A 21,734-nucleotide genomic window follows, 5' to 3' on the forward strand; every position below is an offset into this window, starting at 1 on the left:
ATAGCAATTTTTCAAATTATATATATTTGCCGCATGACTAAAGAACAAGTTCAGGATTTAAGGGATAGAGTAACTTCCCTGAGGAGGCATCTTTGACATTGATAAGAAGCTGGAACTACTACAAGAGGAACAGGAAATAACTATTGGTCCGCATTTTTGGGATCATCCCAAAGAGGCCGAAAAGGTACTGGCATCTATTAAAGTTAAAAAAGTATGGACGGATGCTTTTCAGAAGGTAGTATCGGTTGTTGATGACGCTGGTGTGCTTTTTGAATTTTACCAGGGCGGCGACGCTACCGAGGCTGAAATGCAGGAGCAATATAATGCAGCTATAAAAGCCGTAGAAGAGCTTGAGTTTAAAAACATGCTTTCGGCCGAGGAAGATCAACTAAATGCGGTGCTTCAGATCACGGCGGGTGCCGGTGGCACCGAAAGCTGCGACTGGGCTGGTATGCTCATGCGTATGTACATTATGTGGGGCGAAAAGAACGGCTATAAAGTAACCGAGCAAGATTACCAGGAAGGCGATGTGGCCGGCGTAAAAACCGTTACCCTGCAGTTGGAAGGCGAGTTTGCTTATGGTTACCTAAAAGGCGAAAATGGTGTACACCGCCTGGTGCGTGTATCTCCGTTTGATGCCAACGCCAAGCGTCACACTTCGTTTGCTTCGGTGTATGTTTATCCATTGGTTGATGATACCATTGAAATAGAAGTAAACCCGGCAGATATTGAGTTTGAAACCTTCCGCTCGGGCGGTGCCGGTGGTCAGAACGTGAACAAGGTAGAAACTGCCGTGCGTTTATACCATAAACCATCGGGCATTATCATCAAAAACCAGGAGTCGCGCTCGCAATTGCAGAATAAGGATAATGCTATCCGCTTGCTGAAATCACAGTTATACGAAATTGAGATGCGCAAACGTATGGAGTTGACCAATGCTATTGAAGGCAACAAAAAGAAAATAGAGTGGGGTTCACAGATCCGTAACTATGTTTTGCACCCGTACAAACTGGTTAAAGACCTGCGTACCGACCACGAAACTTCAAACGCAGCAGCAGTGCTTGACGGTGACCTGAACGATTTCCTGAAAGCCTACCTGATGGAATTTGGCGGACCAAAGACGTAATTAGAATAGGTAGCTGTCATGCTGAGCCCGTCGAAGCATGGTGGGCAGGCCTCTCCGCGCGAGTCTTCGACAAGCTCAGACTGACAGCGCTTTCCTTATAGTTTAAAAAACGGAGTATCATTTCTGATGCTCCGTTTTCGTTTTCGGGAGATTAATTGTATTTTGGACACATCCAATTTTTACATTTAATAAATATGAGATCCATCTTATCTGCCTTAGTTTTGACAGCTATAACATTTGCTTCCGTTGCACAGGAAAAACCGATGCCGCTTTATCCCAAAGGAGTTCCCAACTCAAAAAAGGCCCCGGCAGCCTACGTTGAAAAAACAGACAACAGGAGCTGGATCACTTTGGTAACAGAGCCAACATTAACGCCCTATCTGCCAGAAAAAGGTAAGGCCAATGGTGCCGCAATTGTTGTTTGCCCGGGTGGCGGATATTCCGGGCTGGCTTCGGATCATGAAGGAAAGGCCGTAGCACAGGCTTTTGCCAATATTGGTGTTACTGCGTTTTTGCTAAAATATCGCTTGCCAAGTGATGATATTATGGTTGATAAATCTATCGGACCATTGCAGGATGCACAAATGGCCATATATACCGTACGCAAAAATGCTGCCGAGTGGAATATTAACCCTTCAAAGATAGGAATTATTGGTTTCTCGGCCGGCGGTCACCTGGTTTCAACTGAAGGTACGCATTTTGATAAGCCGGTTATAGAGGATAAAGAAAACATCAGCGTACGTCCTGATTTTATGATGCTGATCTACCCTGTAATTTCTTTTGGCGAATATGCCCACGTTGGTTCAAGAGAGAACCTGATAGGTAAAAATCCTTCGCCCGAGCAATTGGATCTTTACTCAAACGAAAAGCAAGTAACGGCCAATACGCCGCCTACATTTTTGGTACATGCTGAAGATGATACGGTAGTGCCTGTGCAAAACAGTCTGTTGTTTTATGATGCGCTGTTGAAAAACAAAGTAAAGGCCGAAATGCATCTTTTCCAGGAAGGCGGTCATGGTTTCGGGATGAACAACTGGAAAAATAAAGGCAAATGGTTTGAATGGGGTGCCGCGTGGCTGGAGGAGAATGGATTTTTGAGCGGGAAATAATTGTGAACGCCTAATTTCTTCTTCTGTAAAACAGTAGGCTAATTTTATTGTTGAGGTAAACAGTCTTTTTTTGAAAGCTTGAAGTTCGACCTTAATGATGATTTTATGTTGAAAAGAATACTGTTAGCAGGGGTGTTTGTTGCCGGTGCCTGCTTTAATGTTATCGCCCAATCAATCAAATATAAAAGCGTATCTAATCAGGACCTTACATATGTTTTAAATAATCTGCAAAAACGTTATGTATATACTGATCACAAAACGCTGAATATTGCCGTGTACCTTGTAGCCGATCAGCAGGGTGACGTTGATGCCCCTGCAGATTGTAAAACGCCCGGCTCTATTTATATAGCGGTGTCAGAAGTTAAGCCTCAGCCTCAACAGTATGTTTATAAACTGAACCCAGTTTGTGATCCCAAGTTTGTTAATTGGATCAAATCAAAAAAAATGTATAAGATAGCATTCAGCTACGGGGCGTCGGCTAAAAGGAAAACAGCTACTATTGGAATTACGTTGAAGAAGCTGGTGGTGGAGTAAATTTGTTGGCGACAATACAAAAATGCTTAACAGTTTCTTAAATTACATGATAGAACCAAAAATCCGTAGCTGAAAAACCACTTTTGCTTATAATATAAGATACAACACTATTTACTTCCGGGGCTTCGTCTAAAACGAGTTCCTCGGTATCCAAATCTGTAACCATAATGTACTCGATATAAGCTTGCCCCTTTAAAGCTATTTGTACATCATCCGACTGATCTGTGGTGATAAAAATCAATGGATATCTTCTCCATATATATCCAATGATTTTGCTTGACAGTGATATTGAAGCTACTTTTTCATCATCATCTTCGCAATATGATACTTCATATCCTTTGCTGCCCAAATGTTCGAGGCAGTAAAAGAACTCATATATGCTCCAAAGAACATCATCTTTGCTTATGGCTTTCTTAATGATGTTTGTTATGTTTTGCATTATGTCGAACACGTGAATTTAACTAATATCCATTATCCCAACAATTTTATCTACGTCAAAAGTGAAAATTGAATGCCCTTTCAGATTTAACTCATCACCTTTCTTTAATCCATTTGGCAGGTCGGCGGCTAAAATTGCGTTATAGTCAATAGCTATTTCGGTTTTGTTGCCGGTGTGTTTAAATGACCGGATAATTTGCTCGCGGCGTTCAAAAAGCTCAGTTGCCTGTTCGGCCTGGCTCCTGAATGCTGCTATGCCATCAAGCTCCATATCCACATCACCGTTTGATATGTTTTGAAATTTAACGGATGGTGCGAGGTTTTTAAGCATGTCTTCAACATCAAAGTTGTTATAGGCCTTTACATAATTGGTGATGATAAGTTCGCGTTGCTGCATAAGCTAAAGATAATGATTATGCCAGCGTATAAACGATCTGTAAGGGATTATTTAATCATTCCCAAATTCGGCACATAAGCGCCGCCTACAGGCAGCAAAAATCCATTTACTGTTACTTGATGGCGTTCTATTTTATCAATTTTATTTACAGCGACAATAAACGACCGATGGATCCTGATAAACTTCTCAGCCGGCAGTAGCGCCTCAACTTCAGTGATGGTCATACGGGTAAGCACTTTGCTGTCCTTTAATATAAAATTTACATAATTACCTGTAGCTTCTAAATGGTAAATGTCATCGAAGTTAACGCGCACCTGCTCATAGCCGGTTTTCAGGAATATGTAATCCTTAACCTCGGCAGTGTTCCTAAAACTGTAAAGTTCATAAGCTTTGTTGCAGGCTTTTATGAACCGGGTAAGCGCGAAGGGTTTCAATAAATAGTCTACCGCGTCCAGTTCAAAGCTGGTAACAGCGTGTTCGGTGTAGGCGGTGGTAAATATTACCAGCGGTTTTTTATTGAGACAGGTTAACAGATCGATGCCCGAAATATCGGGCATCTTAATATCCAGGAACAACAGGTCCACAGGTTCGCGCTGCAGATAGTCCATTGCTTTAAAGGCATCGGTAAACTCGGCCTTGAGGTCAACAAAAGGCACTTTTGCAGCATGCGAGCGGATCACATCAAGTGCTATAGGTTCGTCATCAATGGCTATGGCAGTAATCAAAGCTTATTGCAATTGTATGGTTAAATGTATGAAAAAATCTTTCGCACTTTCGCGGATCACCAATTCGTGTTTGTTAGGGTATAAAAGTGCCAGTCGCTGTTTAACGTTCTCGAGGCCGATGCCATTGTTGTATTTTTCGGTGTCGTTAACTACTTTGGGGTGGATGCTGTTATGCACATCAAAGTAAAGTGTATTTTCCCTGGTTTGCAGGCTGATGTTGATGTGTGACGGTTCGCGCAGGCTGATGCCGTGTTTAAATGCGTTCTCAATAAAAGGGATCAGCAACATTGGGGCTATCTGCAGGGCATTAACATTCTCTTCAATTTGCAGCGCGATGCTGATGTCCGGCGAGGTTTGAGTGCGCAATTTTTGCAGGGCGATATAGTTATTAAGATAATCGATCTCGCGAACCAGTAAGATCTTTTCCTGCATGTTTTCCTGCAGCATAAAACGCATCATATCGCCGAGGCGCTGAATACCTTCTGCTGTACGTTCGGAGTTTTCCTGTAAGGCGGTTCCGTAAAGGGTATTAAGCGCGTTAAAAAGGAAGTGCGGATTGATTTGTGAGCGAAGGAAATCCAGATCGGCCGTAGAACGGCCAAGGGCAGTTCTTAGGTAAGTGATCTCCTGGTTACCCGCCAGTTTGCGTTTGTAAACTATCCAGGCAAATGGGGCCGTAATCAGGATTTGTATCCCACAGTTAAAGCCAAAAATAATGAATACGGGATCCTTTTGGTCGAAAATAAGTGCGGTTATAAAACCTATCGGAATTCCGATAATGATCATAATACCGGCAACTTTAAGCAGGTAATTAAAAATACCGTGGTTTTTGGCAAGTGTTTGAGGTATTAAACTATAAAATGATAGGGCATAAATACCAATGGCTGTTGGACCTATAATTACGCAAGTAGTGATCAGCTCTATTGGGCCGTCAACAAGTGCCATTAAAAACACAATGATCATCAAAACAACGATAGCAATGATGCAATCATGAGTAAGCACCCGGTATTTTGCCTGGATCTTGTCGACATTCCCTAACAGGAAACTTGCCGAATATTTGATCATGCTGTAAAAAGTAAGCATCATCATTACCCATAGCGCATACAATACATTTGTTTTGAAAACGATGTTGTACACATAATCGGCTGATCTGTGGTAAAAGAGGTATCCTTTTAACCAGGTATCGGTAATGCCGAACAATCCCCAGAGGACGATAAGCAATGCTAACCCTAAAATGATATTCCACACTACCTGCTTTTTCCCGGCAAGTGCAGGAATGATCACAAAGTTCCAAAGTAAAAAAGCTCCGTAATAGCCGGTATACCTAAACACCTGCGGAAAGAAATAGTATTTAGAGTAGGAGTAATGCAGGTGATAGTTATTAAACATATACCTGTATGGGGTCCATATTTCGTTGTCGGCACTGTTGGCTACTTTAGCTAATAGCAGCATAACGGCAAAAGCGTAAATGGTGCTTGCGGCCCAAAATTCAATTTTGCCAAGGTTAAGGTTTTTTTTCAGGAGATCGTTCATCGTATTTTGAATTATGCCCGCAAGGTATAATGCACAATACTACTGAATAAATGAATGGGATGAAACCGGGATTTGGTGTGATGGGTTTGGTTTTTAGCGGCAGTCGTTTTTAGTAGCAGTAGCAGTTTTTAGTAGCAGTTGTTTTTTAAGATGGGTTTGGTCTAAATTACTGCTGCCGCAACTGCCACTGGTTTTACAGCAACTGCTATTTAAAGCTGGCAACTGCTACACCCCCGGATTATCCATTATTTCCAACAGCTCATTCAACTCCCTTACCTTCTCGGCCGAGCCAAGATTTTCATAGGCACTGATGAGGTTACGGATAACACGTTTGATGATATCGGTATTGGAGCAGGGCTCGTAAAATTGCTTATCAAACTTAAGGTTAAGCTGTTTCAGGAACATATCCACATCGCGCCTGCCGAACAGGAAACCTTTATTAAAGGCGTTGATATAAAACAGGATCCCGCTTTCAAACTCGCTTTGCATACTCTCGTCAAGATAGGCGAGGATAAAATGCTGGGGAAGGTTTACGCCGTAAACAGGGATATCCAGCTTTTGTGCGATGATAGAATAGATAATCGCCAATGAGATCTGGTTGCCTTTTTTAGTTTCCAATACCTGGCTCAGATAGCTGTTTTGTGGATCGAGGTGATTGGCTGTATTACCGCTGAAGCCGTAGATATTGTAAAATACATGGTTAATGAGTTTGACTTGCTCTTTTGGACTGGCCTCGTTCATCATCTGGATCCAGATATCTCGTTTAATAGCTTCTATCTGGTTAATTACCTTTTGCTCATCGAGGTCGGGATATTGATAACGGTTAATGATCAGGATGCCTTGCAGCAGATCAAACGCACCGCTTTGGTTCCAGAGTTTTAAATCGTTTTTAAGATTGCTGAACTGAATTTCATGAACCAGGTTGGCAATACGTTCCTGTAGGATAGGGTCAAAAGCCTGCTCAAACGCCGATTCAAGATACATTATAGCCTCGGCACCATATGAAAACAATTTGTTATACACATGTTCATAAATCTCGCTGTCCGGATCATCCAGCAGGCGGATCAATGAATTTACTTCAGTTGGATTTATCATACGCTGTAATGCTAAAATACTAAACCTTTTCTATTTTTACAGCGATGTATAATATAAGGTATGGGCTTAATTACCTGCGGCACCGTTTTAGGGCTAACAACAGGCACGGCATACACTCTCCATTTGTTTACAAGCTGATTGATATGGTTATTTACGATTATCGCGACCAAAAAGTATACCGCGGAATTGAAGAGGTCTTTCATAAACAACATTCTGACAAGCACATGATAAAAAGCATGCCGCTTAAAGTTTACAAACTGATTTACCGTCTCGTAGTTTATTTTAAGCCCACAACTGTTTTTTTTGCTGATCATGAGGATTGTATTACACCATCAATAGTTGGCAATGCTATTCCAACTGCTGAGATCATAGATGTAAAATATCCTGCCCAAGCCCGACAGGCTGACATGATTTTTGTGGACACTGCCAGGCATGATGCAACAGAATGCCTGGAAAAAGTAATGCCCAATATTGACCATGATACTGTACTGATCTTTTCAGGGATCCATCGTACACAAAATATAAAACAGGCTTGGGAGCGGGTAAAGATTGATAATCGGGTAAGGGTAACCATTGATCTTTTCTATATCGGCCTGGTGTTTTTTAAGCCGGGAATGAGTAAGGAAGATTTTAAGGTGAGGTATTAACCGTTGGTTAGTTCATGGTTAATAGATCATAGTTCATGGCCGAAGTGTGGTTGTATTAAACCACTCAATCCATTTACGATAATTTGCTATGAACCATCAACTATGAACTTAAAGATCAAAACGACTGCCCCAATCCAATATAAAAACCGGTTAATCTTTTCTCGTCAGGGATTTTCTGGCCTACACCATAGTCAATACGTACAGCAAGTCCTTTTTCAACATCAAAAAAGTAACGGAGGCCACCGCCGTAGTTGGGTTTTAGTTCGGATGTGCTGAAACTGCTTTTGAAAACTTCGCCGCTGCCAATAAAGCCTGCAAAACCTATGCGGTCATTTAACCGATAGCGCAATTCGGCCTGGCCGGCCAACATATTTCTGTCGCGGAAACGGCCATTGTAATAGCCGCGCATCAGCTCATCACTACCTAAACCGGGCAGCAGATAAAACGGTGATGTACTACCCGTAAGACTCTGTTCCTGTACATCGAGGCCGAGAACCCATTTAGGTGCCAGCAAAAAAAACTGGGAGTATTCGATATTAAAGAAGCCGCCTTTATAATCATTATTGCTGAACATGCCGTGTATAGCCTGAAAATAGGCGTTTACAATGAGCCCTTTGGTGGTGTAAGTATTATTATTTCTGTTATCGAATGTAATGGTTGGGCCTATGTAGGCACTTGGGCCGCCGCGGCGGTATTCAACGCGAGGATCGGTATAAAATATACCTGTCTTATCATCGTCTCTGAATTTGTAATCCCAGGCGCCGCCTGTTATCCCGGCGTACAGGTTATTGGAGATCTTTTTTTCGGCAGTAAAATTCACCTTGAACCGTTTTTGACCAATCCTGTCGGAGTTAGCCTTTAATGTATTGTTACCGATGCCGTAAAAGTCAAAAGGGAAATTGATATAACCGATTCCGGCAGTTAGGTGATAGTTGTTTCCGGGCGTCCAGTAACTGGTAGTAAGACTTAAACGGCTCTGACCTTTTGTGGTAACAGAAGCATAGCCAAAAACATTGGATACCCGGGTATTGAGTTTTGAAGTATCGGTATAAAAAGAAAGAAGGCCCGCGCCGCCAACTTCAAGGCCGGTTTCGGGGGCAGAGCTTAATACAGGCAAAATAACAAAACTGCTTTTGCGTGTGGTATCTTTATCGAAATACATTCGCTTTACAATGCGGGAGATTTGTGAAAAGGCACTGGTTGAAAGAGCGCAGACCAGTATTAAGGTAACAAGTTTCTTCATAGATGTTTGCCGTGGCTAATATAACCCATTTTGTTTTATAAGGTTCTGCGAACGGACGTTTTTAAAATTATGATGACAATACGCCGAGGGGGTAGGGGACAGGATGATAATTTTAGGCATGAAATGGTTATAAAAAGATAAAGTTTCATTTAAAATTCAATTTAACTAAAATGTCTACTTTTGCGGCTGAAATTTTATTGAAATATTATGAGCACTACAAGAGGACCTATTTCGCAGTTTATTGAAAGAAATTATCTGCACTTTAACGCCGCGGCATTAATGGATGCAGCTAAAGGCTATGAAACACACCTTGAAGAAGGCGGTAAAATGATGGTAACCTTGGCCGGTGCCATGAGTACAGCCGAGCTGGGTATTTCACTGGCCGAGATGATCCGCCAGGATAAAATTGCTATTATATCATGTACCGGCGCTAACCTTGAAGAGGATATCATGAACCTTGTGGCGCACTCACACTACAAAAGGGTGCCTAACTACCGCGACCTGAGCCCCCAGGAAGAGTGGGATTTGCTCGAAAACCACTATAACCGTGTTACCGATACCTGCATCCCGGAAGAAGAAGCTTTCCGCCGTTTGCAAAAACATATCCACAAAATATGGAAAGATGCTGATGACAGCGGTGAACGCTATTTTCCGCATGAGTACATGTACAAAATATTATTAAGCGGCGAGTTGGAGCAATACTATGAGATAGATCCTAAAAACTCATGGATGCTGGCTGCTGCCGAAAAGAACCTGCCAATTGTGGTGCCGGGATGGGAAGACTCAACCATGGGTAACATCTTTGCTTCATACGTAATTAAAGGCGAGCTTAAAGCTTCAACCATGAAAAGCGGTATCGAATACATGGCATGGCTGGCCGACTGGTATACTAAAAATTCATCGGGGAAAGGCATCGGCTTTTTCCAGATAGGTGGCGGTATAGCAGGCGACTTCCCTATTTGCGTTGTACCTATGCTTTACCAGGATATGGAGATGCATGATGTGCCTTTCTGGAGCTATTTCTGCCAGATCTCCGATTCAACTACTTCGTATGGTTCGTACTCCGGTGCAGTTCCAAACGAAAAAATAACCTGGGGCAAACTGGACATTCACACACCTAAGTTTATTGTAGAGAGCGATGCTACGATTGTTGCACCGCTTATTTTTGCCTGGTTATTAAAACAATAGATAAAATTTTATAATTAAAGTTGGATAATAATTATTCCCCAAAAATGTCAAATGACATTAATATGCATTTAGCAGCGTTTAAACGCAGTTTTTTGTCTATTTAGAACGATTATAAATTATAGGTTGGTGTCATTTATGTGTCACCGATAGTGTATAAAATTATACTTTTGTGCCTGTAAATATCCGATGAAACATACATCTTACAACAGTTTCAATCATTAATATAAAAATTATTTAGCATAAATACACTGTATGAGAAGTTTCTCATTGATTCTTAAACAATTCTCAAGGTCGGTTTTACTGATTGCCGGGTTTGCTTTTTGGAGTTTATCAACTGCGTACGCGCAAACTGACGCTGCTAAAGGCGAGGCCATTTTCAAATCAAAATGTACTACCTGTCACAAAATCGACACCCGTTTAATTGGTCCGGCGTTAGGCCCTCAACTTACTCAGGAAACTGATGATAAATATCTTATCCAGTGGATCCAGAATAACCAGGCGCTGATTGCTGCTAAAAACCCTAAGGCGCTCAAAATTTATAATGAGTATAACCAGTCGGGTATGACCGTATTCGCTGACCTTAGCGATGCTGATGTAGGTAATATCATAACCTACGTTCGTACTACCTGGAAAACTATGCAAAGTCAACCTGCTCCCGGTGGTAACGTTGCAGCCGGTGCTGCAAAAGTTGAAAGCGGCCCAAGTGATATGGTTGTTTACGGTTTGATTGGTATCATCGTTATCGCCTTCATTGTTATCCTGGTATTGAACAGGGTTGTAGGTTCTTTAGAGCGTATCCTGCTTAAAAACAAAGACCTTATTATTGAGGACGAAGTTGTTACTCCGGAAGGTGCTGTAGCAGTTGATGCTAAAAAGGAATTCATCGCCAAGATCCTTAAAAACAAAAAACTGGTATTCTTTATATTGGTTGCCGGTACTGTGGCGATGTGCAGCTGGGGTTGGGTTACTTTATGGAACACCAACGTTCACCAGGGTTACCAGCCGGTGCAGCCTATTAAATACTCGCACGAGTTACACGCCGGTATTATGAAAATTGATTGCCAGTATTGTCACACAGGTGCATACAAGTCAAAAAATGCTTCTATCCCTTCATTAAACGTGTGTATGAACTGCCATAAGGTTGTTAAAACCGAATCGGAAGAGATTCACAAGATTTATGACGCTTTGGGTTACGATCCAAAAACACAGAAGTATGACAGTACCGCGGCTAAACCAATTCAGTGGGTGCGTATCCACAACCTGCCCGACTTAGCCTACTTTAACCATTCACAACACGTAAAAGTTGGTGGTATTAAATGTCAGCAATGCCACGGCCCGGTACAGGAAATGAAAGAGGTTTACCAATACTCTCCGCTTACCATGAAATGGTGTATCCAGTGCCACAAACGTACCGAAGTTAACGGTAAAGGCAATGCTTACTATGACAGCATCCTGGCTGCACACGATAAGATCAAGAAAGGTGAGAAAGTTACAGCCGCCGTATTGGGTGGCATCGAGTGCGGTAAGTGTCACTATTAATAAAAAGAATTTAGCATTACAGTTTATACAGCTTAAATGGACAGCAATAAAAAATACTGGAAAGGTTTAGAAGAACTAAACAGAACACCAGAATTTGTTGAGAAAAATAAGAACGAATTTGCAGAGCCAATTCCTATCGAGGAAGTGCTTAGCGGATCTGGTTTATCAGCTAAAACTCCACGTCGTGACTTTTTAAAGGCACTTGGCTTTGGTGTTGGCGCAGTTACATTGGCAGCTTGTCAGAAAGTGCCGGTGCATAAATCAATTCCGTACCTGATCAAACCTGAAGAGGTTACCCCGGGTGTGGCTAACTATTACTCTTCAAGCTATGAAGGTCAGGCTATTTTGGTTAAAACCCGCGAAGGTCGCCCTATTAAAGTTGAAGGTAACCCTAATGACGTGTTTTCAAAAGGCGGTTTAAGTGCTCAGGCTCAAGCTTCGGTACTTGATCTGTATGATGTTAACCGTTTAAAAGATCCTAAATTAAAAGGTAGCGAAGCCGGTTGGGCAGAGGTTGACGCTTATGTAATGAAAGAGCTTGCAGCTGTTGCTGCAGCAGGTAAAGGTATCCGTTTGGTTACTTCAACTGTATACAGCCCTTCAACATTAGCAGTTATTGCCGAGTTTATCGCTAAATACCCTACTACAAAACATATCAATTATGATGCGGTTTCATACACCGGTATCATTCAGGCAAATCAAAACAGTTTTGGTAAAGCAGTATTGCCTCACTATAACTTTGATAAAGCCGATGTAATTGTAAGCTTTGGGGCTGATTTCTTAGGTACCTGGATCTCTGGCGAAGAATTTACCCGCCAGTACGTATCTAACCGTAACAGCAAATCGCTGGCAAACAAAAAAATGTCTCGTCACATTCAGTTTGAAACTGGTATGAGCATGACCGGTACTAATGCCGATGCCCGTATCACTACCAAACCATCTGAAATTGGCGTTGCATTAATAAACCTTTACAACGCAATCTCTGGTACTACTTTACCAGGTTCAAAAGCAACCGGCAGCAAAAAAGTTGATACTGCTATTCAGTTAGCCGCTAAGGAATTAGTTGCTGCTAAAGGTAAAGCGTTGGTTGTTTCAGGTTCAAACGATGTTGCTACACAAGTACTGGTTAACGCCATCAACTCATTGTTAGGTAGCTACGGTACTACTATCGATTTAGATAACCCATCAAAACAATACGCCGGTAACGACGCTGCATTTGTTGAGTTTGTAAACGAAGTAAAACGTGGTGATGTTGGTGCTGTATTCTTCCTGAATGCTAACCCGGCTTACGATTACTATAAAAATGATGAATTTAAAGCGGCGTTGAAAAACGTTCGTTTAAATGTATCATTTGCCGATCATGAGGATGAAACAGCTTTATTAGCTACTGTTAATGCTCCAAATCACCATTATTTGGAGACATGGGGTGATGCTAACGCTGTTGAAGGTTACTACACTGTAGTTCAGCCTACAATTAACCCGGTTTACAACACCCGCCAGGCAGAGCATAGCTTACTGGTTTGGATGGAAAACCCAATAAAAGATTACTACACTTACGTACGCAAAACCTGGGATTCAGGTTTGTTGGCAAAAGGTGGCTTATCTGGCCAAAAAGGTTGGGAAACCCTTTTACAAACAGGTATGGTGATAGCTGCTCCGGTAGCAGCAAGCGCTTACAGCTTTAGCCTTGACCTTGCCGGCGTAACGCAAAAAATATTAACCCAGAGCAAAGCTGTTGCTGCAGATGGCGACAAATTTGAATTGCAGCTTTATGTTAGCCAGGCTATAGGTGACGGTAAACGTGGTAATAACCCATGGTTACAGGAACTTCCTGACCCGGTTTCGAAAGTTACCTGGGACAACTTCGCTGCCATGTCAATTTCTGATATGAAGAAATTGAAACTGGAAGAAGGCGATGTGATCAAAATTGATGCTAATGGTTACTCTGTTGAGTTGCCGGTATTAGCTCAGCCAGGTCAAACACAAGGTACTTTGTCAGTTGCTGTTGGCTATGGTCGTACAAATGCTGGCCCGGTTGGTAATAACGTTGGTAAAAACGCCTTCCCATTCTTTAGCTTAAGCAATGGTACTTTCCAAACAGCTGCTGTAGCGTCATTCAAATCGGCCGGTTACAAATCGCCGCTTGCACAAACACAAACCCACCACTCATATGAGGGCAGGAGCGTTATCCGCGAGGCAACTTTTGTTGAATACAAAAAGAACCCGGCAGCAGGTAGCGGTAACGAGCATGGCCGTAAAGATTACAATGGTGAATCTCTTTGGGACAACCATGATCGTCCTGTTTACGACTGGGTAATGGCTATCGACCTTAACGCTTGTACCGGTTGCGGTGCCTGCGTGGTTGCATGTTCTGCAGAAAATAACATTCCGGTTGTAGGTAAAGATGAGGTTTCACGTCGTCGTGAAATGCACTGGATCCGTATCGACCGTTACTATAGCTACAATGACCACGGCAACAGCGAAGAAGCAGTTACCAAAGAAAAGGAAATTGATAAGCTTGAAAACTTCGACAATGTATCAGTTGTACACCAGCCAATGCTTTGCCAGCACTGTGACCACGCACCTTGCGAGACAGTGTGCCCGGTATTAGCTACCGTTCACTCGTCTGAAGGTTTAAACCACATGGCTTACAACCGTTGCGTAGGTACACGTTATTGCGCTAACAACTGTCCGTTCAAAGTACGTCGCTTTAACTGGTTCAACTACTGGAACGACGCACGTTTTGATAACTACCTGCAAGGTGAACATACACAATTAGTACTTAACCCAGACGTAGTTACACGTTTCCGTGGTGTTATGGAAAAATGTTCAATGTGTATCCAACGTATCCAGGCTGGTAAACTGAAAGCTAAAATTGAAAAACGCCCGCTTAAAGATGGCGAAATCAAAATGGCTTGTCAGCAAACATGTTCTGCCAACGCTATCGTGTTCGGTAACAGAAATGATCCTAACTCTGAAGTTTCAAAAGCACTTGCAAGCGAAAGAACTTACTACGTGCTTGAAGAACTTAACGTACAGCCAGGTATTGGTTACCAGACAAAAGTTAGAAATATAATAGAAACTGAAGCTCAGGCATAAATTTTTATATACAGAGATTAAGATATATGGCATCTCATAGTGAATCAATAATAAGGGAACCGTTAATTACGGGTAAGGACATCACGTATAAAAAAATTACGGATGATGTATTACGCCCTGTAGAAAATATGCCGGGTAAAGCCTGGTGGATCGGCTTTAGTGTAGCCTCGCTTGGCGCCTCGCTTTGGGTTTTCGCTATCAGCTGGACCTTCTGGTTCGGTTTGGGCGAATGGGGCCTGAACAAAACAGTAGGATGGGCATGGGACATTACCGGTTTCGTATGGTGGGTAGGTATCGGTCACGCCGGTACGCTTATCTCGGCGGTATTGTTGCTGTTCCGTCAAAACTGGCGTAACTCCATCAACCGCTCGGCCGAGGCGATGACGATTTTCGCCGTAATTTGTGCGGCTACTTATATCGCCGCTCACATGGGCCGTCCATGGATGGCTGTTTATTCATTACCGTTGCCAAATCAATACGGCTCGTTATGGGTAAACTGGAACTCACCGCTTATCTGGGACGTATTTGCGATATCAACATACTTCTCGGTTTCATTGGTATTCTGGTATACAGGTTTATTACCCGATATCGCTACCATCCGTGACCGTGCAGAAGGCATCCGCCGCCGTATCTATTCGATACTGTCATTCGGCTGGACAGGTTCAGTAAAAACCTGGCAGCGTTTTGAAACAGTGTCATTGATCCTGGCAGGTGTTTCAACCCCACTGGTACTTTCGGTACACACCATCGTATCAATGGACTTTGCAACTTCATTGGAACCAGGATGGCACACCACCATCTTCCCTCCATACTTCGTTGCCGGTGCGATCTTCTCGGGTTTCGCCATGGTACAAACCCTGTTGCTTATTGCACGTAAGGTTTTAGGCTTGGAAAACTACATCACCATGTTCCACATCGAATCAATGAACAAGATCATCATGTTAACAGGTTCGATAGTAGGTGTGGCTTACTTAACAGAGTTGTTCATCGCTTTCTACTCACAAAACGAGTATGAGCAATATGCTTTCGCAAACCGTATCGCCGGTCCGTACTGGTGGGCTTACTGGAGCATGATGACCTGTAACGTAATCACTCCGCAGTTGTTCTGGTTCAAAAAGATCCGTACCAACATTCCGCTGTCATGGGTATTATCAATTGTGGTTAACATCGGTATGTGGTTTGAGCGTTTCGTAATTATCGTTACCTCATTGCACCGCGACTTTATACCATCAAGCTGGGCTATGTTCTATCCAACCTGGGTTGACGTGAGCGTGTTCATCGGTTCAATTGGTGTATTCTTTACCATGTTCCTGTTGTTCATCAGGGTATTACCTTCAGTGGCTATGGCCGAGGTGAAATTACTGCTGAAAAGCTCAAGCGAGCAGGCTAAGAAGAAACTTATGGACGAAGGCCATGTTGTACCTGCCGAAGCAGAGTTTTACATCGCTTCGCTGGAGAAATTTGATAGTGTTGAACAGTCTGAATACTTAAAAGCATAATACTAATGAGTAGCACTAAATATATATTAGGCGTTTTTGATGATCCCGATGAAATGATGCACGGGATTGATAAGCTGCAAAAGAACAGCGTTCCTATTTATGACGTTTATACGCCTATGCCTATTCACGGCATTGAGGCTAAATTAAATATCAAGGATTCGCGTTTAGGTTATGCGGCATTTATGTTCGGTTGTTTGGGCGGTACTATTATGTTCAGCATGGTTTACTATATGCTGGTTCATGACTGGCCTATCAACATCGGTGGAAAAAACTTTTTTGCTATCCCGGATTTTATCCCGGTTACATTTGAGTGGACTGTATTGTGGACTTCGTTCGGTATGACATTTACTTTCTTCTTCGCAAGTCACCTGTTCCCGGGTCGTGCCCCAAGGGTAATGGACCTGCGTGCAACTGATGATAAATTTGTAATTGCAATTAATGCTAAAGGAAACATTCCTCACGACGATATAACTAATTTACTAAAAGAAGCGGGCGCTACAGAAGTTAAGCATAACGATAGAAAATATGTTAGCTATGAATAAAATTAAAATATTAGGAACAATAGTTACTATTATCGCAGCTTCGATAGTATTTACATCGTGCAAGGATAAAAGAAGCACCGGTTGGGAGTATGCACCTAATATGTACGAGCATTTGGCATACGATCCGGATCAAAAAAATAATAATTTTAAAGATGGTAAAACCGCTCAGTTGCCGCCTGCGGGAACTATACCGGTTGGCTTTACCAAATTTGATTATCCAAATACCAAAGAAGGTTATGAATTAGCCAGTGTCGAGGTTAAAACGGTACTGGCCCAAACCCAGGCTAATTACGCCGAAGGTAAGATTTTGTTTGAGCACTTCTGCTCACCTTGCCACGGTGTCGATGGTCAGGGCGATGGCTTAGTGGTACAGCATGGTTATCCGGCCCCTCCATCATATTCAAAAGGCCAGTCATCGCGCGGTGGCAACATGAAAGACCTTACAGACGGTAAAATTTATCATACCATCACTTACGGTGTAAATGCAATGGGGTCATACGCTTCTCAGCTTGCTCCCGAAGAACGCTGGAAAGTGATCATGTATGTTCACCATTTACAAACCTTATAAGAAAAAGATATTAATGAAGACTCATAATAATTTTGACGGGCAATATGAATTTGTCGGCAAAGCCAAAACATGGAGCTTGATATGCATCGTGATTGGTTTGGTTGCCATACTGGGTGGCTTTGCGCTTGGCTATACTGAGCGTACATTTGCCAACCTGTTGCTAATGACCTATTACTTTGCTGCGGTTTGTATGTGCGGTATTTTCTTTTGCGCTGTACAGTATGCTGCACAAGCAGGTTGGTCTGCTTCAATGATCAGGATTCCTCAGGCTTTCGGCAAGGTTTTGCCAATTGCTGCAATTACACTAATTGTAGTAGTGATCGCCGGGTTTTCATTAACTCATACAATTACCAGCGAAGAAGGCAAGCAGGTTGTTGCCCCTTATTTATATAAAATTTGGGCGGCTGTTGGTGTCACTGATCCTCATAGCGAAAATTACAATGCTGTTATAGCAGGTAAAGCTGGATATATGAACAAAGTTGGATTTGTAATCCGTTTGATTTGTTTCCTGGGTTCATATTGCATATTTGGTCGTTTATTGGCTAAATATTCTGAGGCAGAGGACGAAGTTGGTGGCATGTTCTACTATAAAAAGAGCTTCAACATGTCATGCTTGTTCCTGGTGATTTTTGGCTTTACAACGCCAATATATGCTTTTGATACTATCATGTCATTAGAGGCCGAGTGGTTTTCTACCATGTTTGGCTGGTATAATTTTGCTGCCATGTGGGTAGCTGGGTTGTCAGTTATCACACTTACATTAATCAGGTTAAAACGTATTGGTTACTTTGAATGGGTTTCAGAAGATCATATGCATAGCTTAACCAAGTTTATCTTCGGTTTCTCTATCTTCTGGACCTACGTTTGGTTTGCTCAGTTCCTTTTAATTTATTATGCTAACATACCTGAAGAAACAGTATACTTCTTTAAAAGGTGGGAACCTGAATTTAAGCCATGGTTCTGGATTAACATTGTTGTTAACTTCCTTGCTCCTTTATTGGTATTCATGTCTCGTGATTCTAAACGTGTTTACCGTACAGTTGAAATTATGTGTATCATCCTGATTGTTGGTCACTGGCTTGATTATTTTATGATGATTATGCCTGGTACCGTTGGTCCAACTTCATCATGGTTAACTGAAATAGGCCCTATTGAAGTAGGTGTATTTTTAGGCTTTGGAGGTTTATTTACCTTCACTGCAATGACAGCTTTAACCAAGTTCAAATCGTTGGTTCCTAAAAAACACCCGTTCTTACAGGAAAGCCTTCATCATCACATATAATAATTATTACATTTGCACCAAAATACAGAATACCAAACAGCTTACTAAAATGGGATTCAGAAAACTAATAAATTCTAAAAAACTACTATCGTTCTTCGCTGCGTTTATGCTTCTGGGCACAAACCTGCTGATGGCGCAAACTGCGGCCGCCGGTGCGGCCCAGGAAGAAGCCCCTAAGGTTGACTGGACCGGGGTGGCGTATTATGTTGCTATATTTTTCCTTATTTGCTTGGGCGTTGCTATTGTTGGCAAGATCCTTAAGATCTACGATCTTACCTTGAAAATGCAGGGTAAAAAAGGCATCAAATGGAACAGCATAATGGCGGTGATTTGCATCATTTTCCTTGTTGTTGGTCTTTATGGCGCTTACTGGTCATTTACCGAACAAGGTAGCATGACTTTACCTGAAGCTGCTTCAGCCCATGGGGTTAAAATAGATGAGATGTTTACCGTCACTACTGTTTTAACAATGATAGTGTTTTTTATTACCCAGATTTTGCTATTTGGATTCCTGTTTCAATACCGTCATTCTGATAAACGCCGTGCACACTTCCTGCCACACAATAATACCATCGAAAAAGTTTGGACAATTGCCCCTGCTATTGTGTTGACTATCCTCGTTGTGTTTGGTTTCTTTACTTGGCAGAAGATCATGAATAGTGAAAATCTTAAGGATGATATCAATATCGATGTAACCGGTCATCAGTTTGCCTGGGAATTACGGTACCCTGGTAAAGATGGTATATTAGGCCCTAAAGATTTTCGTTTGGTTACAGGTGCAAACAATTTGGGTGTTAACTTCAAAAAGAAAAGCAGTTTTGATGATTTAAAGGTAGATACTATGTACTTACCGGTTAATAAATCAATCAGGTTAAATATCCTTGCACAGGATGTGATCCATAGCGTTTATATGCCGCACTTCAGGGTTCAGTTGAATGCGGTACCTGGTTTACCAACCTTCTTTAAATTTACCCCGACTATTACTACCGCAGAGATGCGCACAAAATTAGACGACCCTAAATTTGAATATACCCTTTATTGTAACAAAATATGTGGTGGAAGCCACTACAACATGCAAAAAGTTGTACGTGTTGTTTCTGAAGCCGAATATCAGTCATGGCTGTCAAGGCAAAAGCCTTACCTTAATGATGCTTTAAGAAAAGAGCTTCATTTCGCGGCAGCAAACAATGAGCAAAGCGGTGCTTCAACAAATAGGTTAGCGTTAAATAATTAATAAAGATAAGAAATAGAGATATGTCAACATTAGCAGTTCACGACCACGCAGGAACCCACCACGACGAACACGGTCACGAACACCACCATGACCAATCATTCCTGTCTAAATATGTATTTAGCATGGACCACAAGATGATTGCCAAGCAATTCCTGATTACAGGTATTACTATGGCGGTTATCGCAATGATTTTGTCAATCCTGTTTAGGATCCAACTTGCTTACCCTGATAAAACATTCCCGCTGTTAACAACTTTGTTAGGTCGTTTTGCACCTAACGGACGTATTAGCCCCGATTTTTACCTTGCTTTGGTTACCATACACGGTACCATCATGGTATTCTTTGTACTAACTGCCGGGTTGAGCGGTACTTTTGCCAACTTATTAATTCCCTTGCAGGTAGGTGCACGTGATATGGCTTCTCCATTCATGAACATGCTTTCATACTGGTTCTTCTTCTTGGCCAGCGTTATCATGTTGTCATCTTTCTTTGTACAAAAAGGCCCTGCCAGCGGTGGCTGGACAATCTATCCCCCGTTATCAGCATTGCCAAAAGCAATGCCGGGTTCAGGTGAGGGTATGACCCTTTGGCTGATCAGTATGGTATTGTTTGTTGCGTCATCATTAATGGGCGGTATCAACTACGTGAGTACCGTATTAAACATGCGTACAAAAGGGATGGACCTTTGGAAAATGCCTTTAACTATCTGGGCTTTATTTCTTACCGCTATATTAGGTATCCTTGCTTTCCCGGTTTTAGTTGCCGGTGTAGTATTGTTGATATTTGATCGCAGCGTTGGTACAAGTTTCTATTTATCTGACATCGTATTAAACGGCGTACAGCAACCATTTGAAGGTGGTAGCCCGATCCTGTTCCAGCACTTGTTCTGGTTCCTTGGTCACCCGGAGGTATATATCGTGATCATGCCTGCGATGGGTATCTCATCTGAGGTAATGTCGGTAAATTCACGGAAACCGATCTTCGGTTACCATGCGATGGTTTATTCTCTGATCGGTATCACTGTATTATCGTTCATTGTATGGGGCCACCACATGTTTGTTACCGGGATGAACCCGTTCCTTGGCGGTGTGTTCATGATCACTACATTGATCATTGCGGTGCCATCGGCGGTAAAAACATTTAACTGGTTAGCGACGCTATGGCGCGGTAATATCAGGTTTACACCTGCTATGTTGTTCGCCATCGGCATGGTATCATTCTTTATCTCTGGTGGCTTAACAGGTATCTTCCTGGGTAACGCTGCTTTGGATATCAACTTACACGACACTTACTTTGTTGTTGCCCACTTCCACTTAGTAATGGGTTCTGCAGCTATATTTGGTATGCTTGCTGGTGTTTACCACTGGTTCCCTAAAATGTTCGGCCGTATGATGGACGAGAAATTAGGTTACCTGCACTTCTGGTTAACGTTTATCTGCGCTTACCTGGTATTTTTCCCTATGCACTTTATGGGTCTTGACGGTGTACCGCGAAGGTACTATGCGTTCACGGAATTTGCTTCAATGCAAAAATGGTTAACGATCAACACATTTGTAACCTGGGCTGCTATTATCGCTGCACTTACACAATTCGGTTTCCTTTATAACTTCTTTGTGTCAATATTTAAAGGACAAAAGGCGACTCAAAACCCATGGGAGTCAAATACACTGGAGTGGACTACCCCTGTTGAGCACCTGCATGGCAACTGGCCGGGCGAAATCCCAACTGTTTATCGTTGGCCATATGATTACAGCAAACCGGGAGCCGAAGAGGATTACATCCCTCAAACTGTTCCTTACTCGCAAACAATGAGCTCAAACCTTCCTCATGATTTTGAAGATAATCCTGCAGGTTTGGAAGAACTTAATAAGTTTACAAGTACACTGAAAGCAAACGAACAAGTAAAATAAATTAATACTTATCTGATCTTTTAGGG

19 protein-coding genes are annotated in these 21,734 nt (G+C 42.2%); 13 read left to right on the forward strand and 6 right to left on the reverse strand.

All coding sequences use genetic code 11. The annotated features are described in order from the left end of the window. Positions 1 to 33 precede the first annotated feature (33 nt). From prfB to MusilaSJ_RS18690, 3 genes are all read left to right on the forward strand, one after another. Positions 34 to 1,126 (forward strand): peptide chain release factor 2 gene (gene prfB / locus MusilaSJ_RS18680; RefSeq protein WP_274986376.1). Its coding sequence is split into 2 segments (ribosomal slippage): positions 34 to 93 and positions 95 to 1,126, totalling 1,092 coding nucleotides; the frame shifts between segments, so codons are not numbered across the junction. Between the two features lie 194 nt (positions 1,127 to 1,320). Next, positions 1,321 to 2,235, forward strand: a complete 915-nt coding sequence (locus MusilaSJ_RS18685; RefSeq protein WP_274986377.1) for an alpha/beta hydrolase — start codon at positions 1,321 to 1,323, stop codon at positions 2,233 to 2,235. Between the two features lie 105 nt (positions 2,236 to 2,340). Further along, positions 2,341 to 2,769 (forward strand): hypothetical protein, encoded by a 429-nt coding sequence (locus MusilaSJ_RS18690; RefSeq protein ID WP_274986378.1) that lies wholly within the window; start codon positions 2,341 to 2,343, stop codon positions 2,767 to 2,769. 37 nt (positions 2,770 to 2,806) lie between these two features. On the opposite strand, the gene MusilaSJ_RS18695 is transcribed toward MusilaSJ_RS18690, so the two are convergent. The 5 genes from MusilaSJ_RS18695 to MusilaSJ_RS18715 all read right to left on the reverse strand — a co-directional run bounded on the left by MusilaSJ_RS18695 (position 2,807) and on the right by MusilaSJ_RS18715 (position 6,957). After that, positions 2,807 to 3,208 carry a hypothetical protein gene (locus tag MusilaSJ_RS18695; protein WP_274986379.1) on the reverse strand — a complete coding sequence of 134 codons (402 nt, stop codon included), beginning with the start codon at positions 3,206 to 3,208 and terminating at the stop codon, positions 2,807 to 2,809. Between the two features lie 18 nt (positions 3,209 to 3,226). Further along, positions 3,227 to 3,604: a nuclear transport factor 2 family protein gene (locus MusilaSJ_RS18700; protein ID WP_274986380.1), complete on the reverse strand. Its 378-nt coding sequence runs from the start codon at positions 3,602 to 3,604 to the stop codon at positions 3,227 to 3,229. 47 nt (positions 3,605 to 3,651) lie between these two features. Further along, positions 3,652 to 4,329: a LytR/AlgR family response regulator transcription factor gene (locus MusilaSJ_RS18705; protein ID WP_218117177.1), complete on the reverse strand. Its 678-nt coding sequence runs from the start codon at positions 4,327 to 4,329 to the stop codon at positions 3,652 to 3,654. A 3-nt stretch (positions 4,330 to 4,332) separates the two neighbouring features. After that, the gene (locus MusilaSJ_RS18710) at positions 4,333 to 5,862 is read right to left on the reverse strand and encodes a sensor histidine kinase (protein ID WP_274986381.1); all 1,530 of its coding nucleotides are present in this window, start codon (positions 5,860 to 5,862) and stop codon (positions 4,333 to 4,335) included. A 225-nt stretch (positions 5,863 to 6,087) separates the two neighbouring features. Next, positions 6,088 to 6,957: a transglutaminase family protein gene (locus MusilaSJ_RS18715; protein ID WP_274986382.1), complete on the reverse strand. Its 870-nt coding sequence runs from the start codon at positions 6,955 to 6,957 to the stop codon at positions 6,088 to 6,090. 44 nt (positions 6,958 to 7,001) lie between these two features. On the opposite strand from MusilaSJ_RS18715, the gene MusilaSJ_RS18720 reads away from it, so the two are divergent. Further along, a complete protein-coding gene (locus MusilaSJ_RS18720) occupies positions 7,002 to 7,604 on the forward strand; it encodes an O-methyltransferase (protein WP_274986383.1) in 603 nt (200 codons plus the stop codon). A 115-nt stretch (positions 7,605 to 7,719) separates the two neighbouring features. Here MusilaSJ_RS18720 and MusilaSJ_RS18725 read toward each other — a convergent pair whose 3' ends face one another. Further along, complete coding sequence (locus MusilaSJ_RS18725) at positions 7,720 to 8,847, reverse strand: BamA/TamA family outer membrane protein (protein WP_274986384.1); 1,128 nt, start codon at positions 8,845 to 8,847, stop codon at positions 7,720 to 7,722. Between the two features lie 207 nt (positions 8,848 to 9,054). Here MusilaSJ_RS18725 and MusilaSJ_RS18730 point away from each other — a divergent pair, with 207 nt between their 5' ends. The 9 genes from MusilaSJ_RS18730 to MusilaSJ_RS18770 all read left to right on the forward strand — a co-directional run bounded on the left by MusilaSJ_RS18730 (position 9,055) and on the right by MusilaSJ_RS18770 (position 21,708). After that, complete coding sequence (locus MusilaSJ_RS18730) at positions 9,055 to 10,035, forward strand: deoxyhypusine synthase family protein (RefSeq protein ID WP_090530168.1); 981 nt, start codon at positions 9,055 to 9,057, stop codon at positions 10,033 to 10,035. Positions 10,036 to 10,287: 252 nt separating this feature from the next. Beyond that, positions 10,288 to 11,574: a c-type cytochrome gene (locus MusilaSJ_RS18735; RefSeq protein WP_274986385.1), complete on the forward strand. Its 1,287-nt coding sequence runs from the start codon at positions 10,288 to 10,290 to the stop codon at positions 11,572 to 11,574. 36 nt (positions 11,575 to 11,610) lie between these two features. Then, positions 11,611 to 14,673, forward strand: a complete 3,063-nt coding sequence (locus tag MusilaSJ_RS18740) for a TAT-variant-translocated molybdopterin oxidoreductase (RefSeq protein WP_274986386.1) — start codon at positions 11,611 to 11,613, stop codon at positions 14,671 to 14,673. A gap of 26 nt (positions 14,674 to 14,699) precedes the next feature. Beyond that, complete coding sequence (gene nrfD, locus MusilaSJ_RS18745) at positions 14,700 to 16,172, forward strand: NrfD/PsrC family molybdoenzyme membrane anchor subunit (protein ID WP_274986387.1); 1,473 nt, start codon at positions 14,700 to 14,702, stop codon at positions 16,170 to 16,172. Between the two features lie 5 nt (positions 16,173 to 16,177). Then, positions 16,178 to 16,714 (forward strand): DUF3341 domain-containing protein, encoded by a 537-nt coding sequence (locus tag MusilaSJ_RS18750; RefSeq protein WP_274986388.1) that lies wholly within the window; start codon positions 16,178 to 16,180, stop codon positions 16,712 to 16,714. Beyond that, the gene (locus tag MusilaSJ_RS18755) at positions 16,698 to 17,282 is read left to right on the forward strand and encodes a c-type cytochrome (protein WP_274986389.1); all 585 of its coding nucleotides are present in this window, start codon (positions 16,698 to 16,700) and stop codon (positions 17,280 to 17,282) included. The genes MusilaSJ_RS18750 and MusilaSJ_RS18755 overlap by 17 nt, the downstream gene beginning before the upstream one ends. A gap of 13 nt (positions 17,283 to 17,295) precedes the next feature. Next, positions 17,296 to 18,564 (forward strand): quinol:cytochrome C oxidoreductase, encoded by a 1,269-nt coding sequence (locus tag MusilaSJ_RS18760; protein ID WP_274986390.1) that lies wholly within the window; start codon positions 17,296 to 17,298, stop codon positions 18,562 to 18,564. Positions 18,565 to 18,613: 49 nt separating this feature from the next. After that, positions 18,614 to 19,798, forward strand: a complete 1,185-nt coding sequence (locus tag MusilaSJ_RS18765; RefSeq protein WP_274986391.1) for a cytochrome c oxidase subunit II — start codon at positions 18,614 to 18,616, stop codon at positions 19,796 to 19,798. 20 nt (positions 19,799 to 19,818) lie between these two features. Further along, a complete protein-coding gene (locus tag MusilaSJ_RS18770) occupies positions 19,819 to 21,708 on the forward strand; it encodes a cytochrome c oxidase subunit I (protein ID WP_274986392.1) in 1,890 nt (629 codons plus the stop codon). Positions 21,709 to 21,734: the final 26 nt, after the last annotated feature.

It is taken from the genome of Mucilaginibacter sp. SJ, assembly GCF_028993635.1.
Classification (GTDB): domain Bacteria; phylum Bacteroidota; class Bacteroidia; order Sphingobacteriales; family Sphingobacteriaceae; genus Mucilaginibacter.